The sequence below is a fragment of the Ilumatobacter sp. genome, from assembly GCF_049588435.1.
Taxonomy (GTDB): Bacteria; Actinomycetota; Acidimicrobiia; order Acidimicrobiales; family Ilumatobacteraceae; genus Ilumatobacter_A.
On sequence record NZ_JBAVYV010000079.1, the window covers coordinates 1 to 7149 of the forward strand.

Genomic DNA, 7149 nt, shown 5'->3' on the forward strand with positions numbered 1-7149 from the left:
CGGTTGGCGAGCGCGGTGCCACGACTCATCGCCGCCGGGAGCTCCTCGAACGCGGCCTCGACCTCATCGGGGACATCGCGACCGTTTGCGATCGCCAGTGTCGCTTCGATCACATAGCGGTCGGCGAGCCGCCGCAGCGGCGCGGTCGCGTGCACGTAGGTCGCCGCCAACGCTGCGTGCCAGGGCTTGCCGTCCCGCACACCCCCGTCGGATGGCCCACCGGGCTCTCCGAACGCAGAGTACGGCGTGTACGACGCTCCCCCGCTCGCGCGTCGAATCGCCAACTGGAATGCCGCCGTCCGCGGGTCGTCCCGCGGCAGAGAGCGTTCGAAATCGCCGAGCGGGATTCCCGCGGCCCAGTCGAGGCCGAACGCACGGGCGGTGTTGCGGAGCCGTCCGAGGTGCCGTTCGTCGACGGGCGGCATCGTTCGGAACAGACCGGTCTCGGCCGTCCACAGCGCGTCGGCGATCGCCATGTTCGCCGCCAGGGACATCGCCGCATTCTGCTGCTCGGCATCGTTGCGCGGCCGGAAGCGGAGGGTGAACCCACCTCCGTCGACTCGCGCCACCTCCTGCTCGGGCCAATCGATCCGTTCCGCTCCGCGCTCGCGTTCGGCGAGTTCGATCCGGCGCGACAGTTCCGGGAACGCGTCGGGCAGATCACCGGGTGTGACGGTCGAATAGGCGAGCTTGGCCCGATTCCGGATCATCGCCCGCTCTGCACCGACGAGCTCGACGCTTCCGTCGCTCGCGACTCGGACGGTGAAGATGATCGCCGGTTTGGGCGAGCCCGGGAGCAGGCTTCCGGCGTCCTCGGCGATCCGGTCGGGGTGGAGACCGGATCGCCCGTCGGGCAGGTACACGGTGACCCCACGCTTCCACGCCTCGACGTCGATGGGATCGCCCGGCCGGACGAACCAGCCGGCGTCCGCGATCGCGTAGTGCAGGATCACGTCGTTCCCGGACACCTCGACCGCGAACGCCTGGTCGAGATCGGTGCTCGATGCCGGATCGAGCGTTGCGAAGTCGACGTCCGAGCGATCGACGTGTTGCCATCGGCTCGGACATTCACCATTCGCACCATTCGCCGGCACGACGTCGAACGGACGGGCCGCCGCCTCCTCCGCTGCGGCGATCACCTCGGGCGGGTGCGGACCCGGCACGTCGAAATCGTCACGGAGCTTCGCGAAGCCCATGCGGAAATCGTCGATCGTGTCGGCGGGAAGCAGCATCGAACCGGTTCGGGCCATCTGTGAACGATACGACAGGTGATCGTCAGGAATCCGGGTCGACACGAACGCTCCCGGCCGGGGTCACCTCGGCGTCGTTCTGCAGTGCGGCCTTGAAACTCGGTGTGGCCTGCAGTGCAACGATGTCGGCCGGCATCTCGATCCCTGCGGAGTCGAGGCGTCGTTTCACCGCCTTGATCGTCGCGTCCTTGACCTGGATCGAGTTCGCGCGTCGGCTGTCGACCCAGAACATCACCCGGATGTCGACCGTCGAGACGCCGAGTTCCTCGACGAGCGCCTGCGGTGCCGGAGAGTCGTGAACGTTCTCGACGGCCGCGACCGCCTCGACGATCTCGCGTGTCGCCTCCCCGGCATCGTTCTCGTAGGCGATGCCGACCACGAAGTCGATGCGATGGAGGTCGTCGCTGGTGTGGACGTCGATCACGTTCTTGTACACGTCCCGGTTCGGGATGACCACCAACTCACCGTCGAACGTGGTCAGGCGGGTCTCGCGGATCGTGATGCCGGCGACGGTGCCGGACCGTTCCATCACCGTGATCTGGTCTCCGGACCGGAACGGCTGCCGGAAGAGCAGGAGGATTCCCGACAACGTGTTCTCCAGGATGTCCTGGAACGCGAAGCCGACCGCGACCGAGAAGAATCCGAGGCCGGCAAGCAGGTCGACCGGCTTGACCGACGGGAAGGTGACGGCGATCGCGAGGAGGATGATCACCGCGAACATGACCCAGCCGACCACCTTGCTCATCACCCGGGCGAAGCTCGGGGTCTGACGTGACATCCAGTACCGGAGCATCACCCAGCGCACGCCTCGCGACAGCAGCCAGCCGAGCAGGATGAACACGACCGCGATCCCCACCCGTGGAAGCGCGTCGAGCGTCGACTCCCACAAGCCATTCGCCGAATCTGCGATCTCGTCGGTCGGGTCGTCAGCGCGGTACAGCGAGATCATCGGGGGAGGACCTGCATCGGCATGCAGACGCCGTACCCCCTCGGCGACGCGATCAATCGTGTGTCAACTGGGGTCTGATCCGAGTTGATACGTCAGCGGCGGGCGCCCATGAACATGCCCTTGAGCGCTTCGTAGTGCTCGATGACATGGCCGGCGCCCAACACGACCGCTTCGAGCGGAACGTTCGACATCCGCACCGGGACCTCGGTCTCACGTTCGATCCGTTCGGCGAGGCCGCGCAGCAGCCCACCGCCGCCGACCAGATACATCCCTCGAACCAGGAAGTCCTGTGACAGCTCGGGTGGGGCCTTCGACAGGCAGCGAATCACCGATGCGACGATCGATGAGATCACGTCCTCGATCGCGAAGCGGATCTCCTCGGGCGTGAGCAGCACCGTCTTCGGAAGGCCCGTCATCAAGTCGCGGCCGCGAACCTCGGCCTGGTTCTCGTCCTGCGTCGGATCAGCGGAGCCGATGGCGACCTTGATCTCCTCGGCGGTGCGTTCACCGATCGCGATCCCGTGCTCACGACGAACGTGGTTCTGGATCGCCGCGTCGATGTCGAACGACCCGACCCGGACCGCCTCCAGCGACACGATCCCGCCGAGCGAGATGACGGCGGTCTCCGATGTGCCTCCGCCGATGTCGATGACCATGTTGCCGACCGGTTCGTCGATCGGGAGATCGGCTCCGATCGCTGCGGCCATCGGCTGCTCGATCAGGTTCGCGTCGGCTGCACCGGCCCGTCGTGCGGCGTCGGTGACGGCGCGGCGCTCGACCTCGGTGATCGCGGAGGGCACGCAGATGACGACCTTCGGCCGGGTGAAACGGCTGACGCCGACCCGCTGCAGCAGCAGTCGGATCATGCGCTCGGTGATCTCGAAATCGGTGATGGCTCCACCGCGCAAGGGACGTACGGCCACGATGTAGCCGGGGGTCCGCCCGATCATCTGCCAGGCCTCGCGGCCGGTGGCGAGCACCTCGCCCGTCTGTCGGTTGAGGGCGATCACGGACGGCTCGTTCAAGACGATGCCGCGGCCCTTCATGTAGACGAGAGTGTTGGCCGTTCCCAGGTCGATTGCGAGGTCACGAGCCATGTTGAGGCACCATCATGTCGCCGCCATCATGGCATGTGAAGTGCCACGCCACACGGTCTCGGGGATCACGGTCGACACACGTCTACAGGATTCGAGCAGCGTGCTCGTCAGGACTTCTTCCGTTCGGTCTCGCCGGAGTCGTCCGCGGCATCGCGCACCTGATCGATCGTGGGGCGGCGCGCCTCGGGCGACAACGCATCGATCTGTCGGCGGAACGAGTCGACGGGGTCCGGTCGTCGACGGAACCTCCGGGCGACGAGCACGAGCAGGACGACGAGAACCACCGCACCGACGATCCAATAGACCATCTAGGTCCTCACGTTCCGCGGGTCGGCGATGTCGTTCGCGCCCGTTCCCCAGTCGGAGCCGTCGGCCCAGACCTCGTGCTTCCAGATCGGCGCCGCTTCCTTGAGCGCGTCGATCGCATAGCGGGCCGCCTCGAACGCCTCGGGCCGATGGGGGGCCGACACGACCGCGATCACGGACGACTCCTCGAGTTCGAGCTGACCGGTGCGATGCAGCAGCACGACGCGACCCGTCTCGGGCCAGCGCGTCCGCAACTCGGCGGTGATCGACTCGAAGACCGGGCGGACCTGGGTCTCGTACGCTTCGTAGGTCAGATGCTGCACGTCGGTGCGCCCATCGGCGTGGTCACGCACGGTTCCGCTGAAGAGGACGACGGCGCCGCATCGGGGAATCACGGCCCACTCGTAGGCCTCGGTGATCGGGAGTTGGCGGTCGGTGAGGCCGAGCCAATCATCACGATCATTCGGCGCAGCCACGCGGGGCATGGTAGTCGTCGCTCTCACGCCGCTCACCGCGAGTGATCGATCTGGAGAGATTTTCGCCAGACCGCAACACGATCGCCCGTCGTCGGAAACGCGACGGGCTCCGCGGTGTCGCATTGGCGGGTTGTGCCGCGCGACCGACCCCCGTGCCAACCGATCGCTACCATCTCTCCACCGTGGGACCCGCGCCACTACCGCCACACGAACGTCATTGGCGTCATCCGTCCGAGATGGCACCGACTGCCGTCGACGTCGACCACACGACCAGTTCGCGGTCGCTCATCCTCGCCACCGGGACGACCGCTCTGTTGCTCGCCGCGGTGCTGGTGGTCGCACTGGCACCGTCTCGTTCGTCGGCACCGATCGCGGTGAGCGCCACGACGCTTCCCCCGGCGTCGATCGAACTGCGCGTGGCACCGACCGAGGTGTCGACCGCACGAGACCAGAACGTCCTCACGTTCCACAACATGACGAGCCCGGGCCGCGGCATCGCGCTCCTCGGAGCGCCGAACGCCGTCTCGGCTGCACCGGAGGGCGATGCGAACGACCTCGCTGTCGCCAGCGCCCTCCCGGACGAGGCCGATCGGGTGATCGTCCTCACCACCTCGCACGCATACACGCTGCGGTGGGGTCAGATCGATGACATCACGGCACCGAACGGGTCGATCGTGATGACCCACGACGGCTCGCTCGTCGCCACATTCGTGAGCGGCGAACTCCGCCTGCTCGTCAACTGACCCGGCGGCGACGGCGACGGCGTACCCAGCGTCGGCCAACGACGAACGCAACCGTCGTGAAGAGGACCGAGCCGAGCACGGCTCCCCCCAACGTCAACTCCTGACGGCGTTTGGGTGACACCATCGTCCACCACGGGGCCTCGGTCGCCTCGACGTAGGCCTGCTCGTTCGTGACGGTCGGCTTCCATCCGGCATCACGCAAACGGCCGTTCGACACGATCCACGGCTCGCGTGTGTACGACCGCAGGCCGGGGGGCAACGGACCGCGTTGGAACCTCCAACGCAGGCTGGCGACGACCTCCGACAAGCGTTCGGGCATCGGGAACCTCGGGCGCTCACCGGACAGCGCGCGGACCCGTTCGCCCGGGACCCATCCGTCGGGAGCGACGTTGAACACCCCGTCGAGGCGGCTTCGCACCGCGAGCGCGACCGCGGCCGCGAGATCGTCGAGGTGGAGGAACTGGCTGGGTGGGTCGTCCTGCGCGATGCGGTGACCGAGCCCCGATACGAGAGCGGCCGCGAGTCGGGAACTGTCACCTTCGGCAAGGGCCAACACCGGGCGGAGCACGCTGGTGACGCGGCCCGAGCGTGCGCGGCGCCACTCGTCGACGAGTTCCTCCGCCGAGGCGAGTTGGCGGGCGAACACGAACTCGACATCCGGTCGCAACACCGCGTCCTCGGTGAGCGGCTTCGGATTGTTGGGTGCCGCTCCGTAGACGAGTGCCGACGACACGAACACGAGCTGATCGGCGCTGAAGCGATCGGCGGCGGCGAGCGACGACGTCACGAACTCGCTCGCGCTCTCACGCCGATGAGCTCGACGGTCGTAATCGCTCGTCCCGACGTCGATGACGACATCCGCGCTGTCGGGCAGTTCAACCGACGGGGAGCTCGAAACGGGATGGATCGTCTCGTCGAGCAACACGACGTCGATCGCATCATCGGCGAGAAGATCGGCGACGCGCAGCCCCAGCGGACTGTCCGCACCCGTCAACACCGCCGTGACCATCTCTCGAAGCTAACGCGGGTGGGCGCTACCGCGGCGGGCTCGTTCGCTCGTAGCATCGGACCATGGCCGACGACGGAGGCGATGACCCGAACATCAACCCATTCGAGGGGTTGCCCATGTTCGGCGACATCTCGCGGATGCTCGCGGGACAGGGACCGCTCAACTGGGATGCTGCCCGCCAGTTCGCGATCATGTCCGCAACGGGCGCCGACGGCCTCACCGGTGCCGGTGGTGTCCCGATCGCCTCGGCCAACATCGATCCGACCGTGCGGATCAAGTACGCCGAGCTCGCCTCGATCGCCCGCCTCCACGTCGCCGACGTGATGGGAATCGATGTGCCCGACGTCGACCCGTCCGTCGCCACGCCCGAGCAGTGGGCCACCCAGACCCTCGACGCCTACCGACCGCTGTTCACCGAGCTCGCGACATCGCTCGGAACGACCGACGACGAATCCGACGTCTCCGATCCGATGGCGCAGATGATGGCCGGACTGTCCAAGATGATGGCCCCGGCGATGCTCGGGATGGCCGTCGGATCGATGGTCGGCAACCTCGCCCACCGCGCGTTCGGGGTGTACGACCTGCCGATCCCGCGGGCCACACCGTCGCTGGTGCTGGTTCCGCCGACGATCGACGCATTCGCTGCCGAGTGGGAGATCTCGATCGACGAGATGCGGCTCTGGGTGCTCGCCCACGAACTCGCCGGATTGACGCTTTTCTCGATCGGACACATCGCCGACCACCTGCGCGATCTGGTTCGACGCCACGTGGGAGCATTCCGCCCCGACCCGTCGGCGGTCACCGACAAACTGACGTCGCTCGACACCGATCAGAGCGATCCGCTCGCTGCGATGCAACAGGCATTCGGCGATCCGGAGGTGCTCCTCGGTGCGGTTCGATCCGACGAACAACTCGCGATGGAACCCGTGCTCGACGCTGCGGTCGCCGTCACGATCGGAGTGATCGACTGGGTCGTCGACGCCGTCGCGGTGCGCATCATCGGCGGCAACGCCCTCCAGATCGCCGAGGCGGTTCGGCGCCGTCGAGCCGAGACCTCACCCGACGATCTGTTCGTGGAGCGACTCCTCGGTATCCGGCTCGGTGCCGAACAGACGGCACGCGGGAAGGCGTTCGTCCAAGGCGTCGTCGATCGCGCCGGAGAGTCCGGGCTCGCCCCGCTGTTCAACGATCCGGAGGCGGTTCCGACTCCGAACGAGATCGAGGCTCCGGGTCTGTGGCTCGCCCGCGTCGCACCTGACGAGGCGTGACGTCGTCCATACGGTCGCTGCGCTGACGCGACGACGGGCGCGATCGCGGGC

8 protein-coding genes are annotated in these 7149 nt (G+C 67.3%); 2 read left to right on the forward strand and 6 right to left on the reverse strand.

Going from position 1 to position 7149, the window contains the following annotated elements; genetic code table 11:
• The 5 genes from WBV89_RS02835 to WBV89_RS02855 form a co-directional block, all read right to left on the reverse strand.
• The coding region (locus tag WBV89_RS02835; protein ID WP_423979828.1) for an RNB domain-containing ribonuclease at positions 1–1250 on the reverse strand (1250 nt) is incomplete at its 3' end.
• A 25-nt stretch (positions 1251–1275) separates the two neighbouring features.
• Positions 1276–2199, reverse strand: a complete 924-nt coding sequence (locus tag WBV89_RS02840; RefSeq protein ID WP_423979829.1) for a mechanosensitive ion channel family protein — start codon at positions 2197–2199, stop codon at positions 1276–1278.
• A gap of 92 nt (positions 2200–2291) precedes the next feature.
• The gene (locus WBV89_RS02845) at positions 2292–3296 is read right to left on the reverse strand and encodes a rod shape-determining protein (RefSeq protein WP_423979830.1); all 1005 of its coding nucleotides are present in this window, start codon (positions 3294–3296) and stop codon (positions 2292–2294) included.
• A 107-nt stretch (positions 3297–3403) separates the two neighbouring features.
• Positions 3404–3604: a hypothetical protein gene (locus tag WBV89_RS02850; protein WP_423979831.1), complete on the reverse strand. Its 201-nt coding sequence runs from the start codon at positions 3602–3604 to the stop codon at positions 3404–3406.
• Complete coding sequence (locus tag WBV89_RS02855; protein ID WP_423979832.1) at positions 3605–4087, reverse strand: molybdenum cofactor biosynthesis protein MoaE; 483 nt, start codon at positions 4085–4087, stop codon at positions 3605–3607.
• A 227-nt stretch (positions 4088–4314) separates the two neighbouring features.
• Here WBV89_RS02855 and WBV89_RS02860 point away from each other — a divergent pair, with 227 nt between their 5' ends.
• A complete protein-coding gene (locus tag WBV89_RS02860; protein WP_423979833.1) occupies positions 4315–4821 on the forward strand; it encodes a hypothetical protein in 507 nt (168 codons plus the stop codon).
• On the opposite strand, the gene WBV89_RS02865 is transcribed toward WBV89_RS02860, so the two are convergent.
• Positions 4814–5830, reverse strand: a complete 1017-nt coding sequence (locus WBV89_RS02865) for an NAD-dependent epimerase/dehydratase family protein (protein ID WP_423979834.1) — start codon at positions 5828–5830, stop codon at positions 4814–4816. The two genes, WBV89_RS02860 and WBV89_RS02865, sit on opposite strands and share 8 nt — an antisense overlap.
• Positions 5831–5892: 62 nt before the next feature.
• On the opposite strand from WBV89_RS02865, the gene WBV89_RS02870 reads away from it, so the two are divergent.
• Positions 5893–7098 carry a zinc-dependent metalloprotease gene (locus tag WBV89_RS02870; protein WP_423979835.1) on the forward strand — a complete coding sequence of 402 codons (1206 nt, stop codon included), beginning with the start codon at positions 5893–5895 and terminating at the stop codon, positions 7096–7098.
• Positions 7099–7149 lie beyond the last annotated feature (51 nt).